This window comes from Streptomyces sp. NPDC093149, from assembly GCF_044754145.1.
Classification (GTDB): domain Bacteria; phylum Actinomycetota; class Actinomycetes; order Streptomycetales; family Streptomycetaceae; genus Streptomyces.
Map to the genome: position 1 here is coordinate 1 of NZ_JBIVON010000049.1, position 1,259 is coordinate 1,259.

Annotated in this window: 1 protein-coding gene and 1 rRNA gene; both read left to right on the forward strand. The window is 69.8% G+C overall.

Going from position 1 to position 1,259, the window contains the following annotated elements:
* Positions 1 to 95, forward strand: a 5S ribosomal RNA gene (rrf, locus tag ACIQCZ_RS41835); the annotation flags it as partial.
* Between the two features lie 212 nt (positions 96 to 307).
* On the forward strand, positions 308 to 1,259 hold a 952-nt coding region (locus ACIQCZ_RS41840), incomplete at its 3' end, for a hypothetical protein (protein WP_402291365.1).

Consider the following 1,259-nt stretch of genomic DNA (forward strand, 5'->3'; position numbering starts at 1 on the left):
AAACGCCCGGTTACATTCCGAACCCGGAAGCTAAGCCTTTCAGCGCCGATGGTACTGCAGGGGGGACCCTGTGGGAGAGTAGGACGCCGCCGAACAATCTTTCAAGGACCCTTGGTCCCAGCGTTCACGCTGGGACCAAGGGTCCTTTTGTTTTCCCGTAGCGCGTCGGGTGTCCGACTGCGTGAGAATGTCTTGTAGCACTTGATGACAGGAGTCACACCGATGTCCACCAACTCTCCCGACGATCGTTCGGAGCGCGAGCCGCGTCGCCGGGACGGTGGTGACCGGGGCGGTTTCAGCGGCCGCCGTGACGACCGCTCCGGCGGACCGCGCCGAGACAACGACCGTGGTGGCTACCGTCGTGACGACGGCCGGCCCACCGGCGGTGGCGGCTTCCGCCGTGACGACCGGGATCGTGATCGTGGGCCGCGTCGTGACGATGACCGCGGTGGTTTCCGTGGGCCGCGTCGTGACGACGACCGTGGTGGTTTCCGTCGGGACGATCGGCGTGATGAGCGTTCGGGTGGCTTCCGTCGGGACGACAGCCGTGGTGGTTCCGGTGGCGGGTTCCGTCGGGATGACCGGGATCGTGATCGTGGGCCGCGTCGTGACGATGACCGCGGTGGTTTCCGTGGGCCGCGTCGCGACGACGACAGCCGTGGCGGTACCGGTGGTGGTTTCCGTCGGGACGATCGGCGTGATGAGCGTTCGGGTGGTTTCCGTCGGGACGACAGCCGTGGTGGTTCCGGTGGCGGTTTCCGTCGGGATGACCGGGATCGTGATCGTGGGCCGCGTCGCGATGACGACCGTGGTGGTTTCCGTGGGCCGCGTCGTGACGACGACCGCGGTGGGCGGTCCGGCGGTGGGTTCGAGCGGCGGGACGACCGGCCGCGTGGGCCGCGTCGCGACGACGACAGCCGTGGCGGCGGGTACCGGCGCGACGACAGCCGCGGCGGGTCCGGTGGTGGTTTCCGTCGGGACGATCGGCGTGATGAGCGTTCGGGTGGCCTCCGTCGGGACGACAGCCGTGGTGGTTCCGGTGGCGGGTTCCGTCGGGACGACCGGGATCGTGATCGTGGGCCGCGTCGTGACGATGACCGCGGTGGTTTCCGTGGGCCGCGTCGTGACGATGACCGTGGTGGTTTCCGTGGGCCGCGTCGCGACGACGACCGCGGTGGGCGGTCCGGCGGTGGGTTCGAGCGGCGGGACGACCGGCCGCGTGGGCCGCGTCGCGACGACGACAGCCGTGGCGGCGGGGT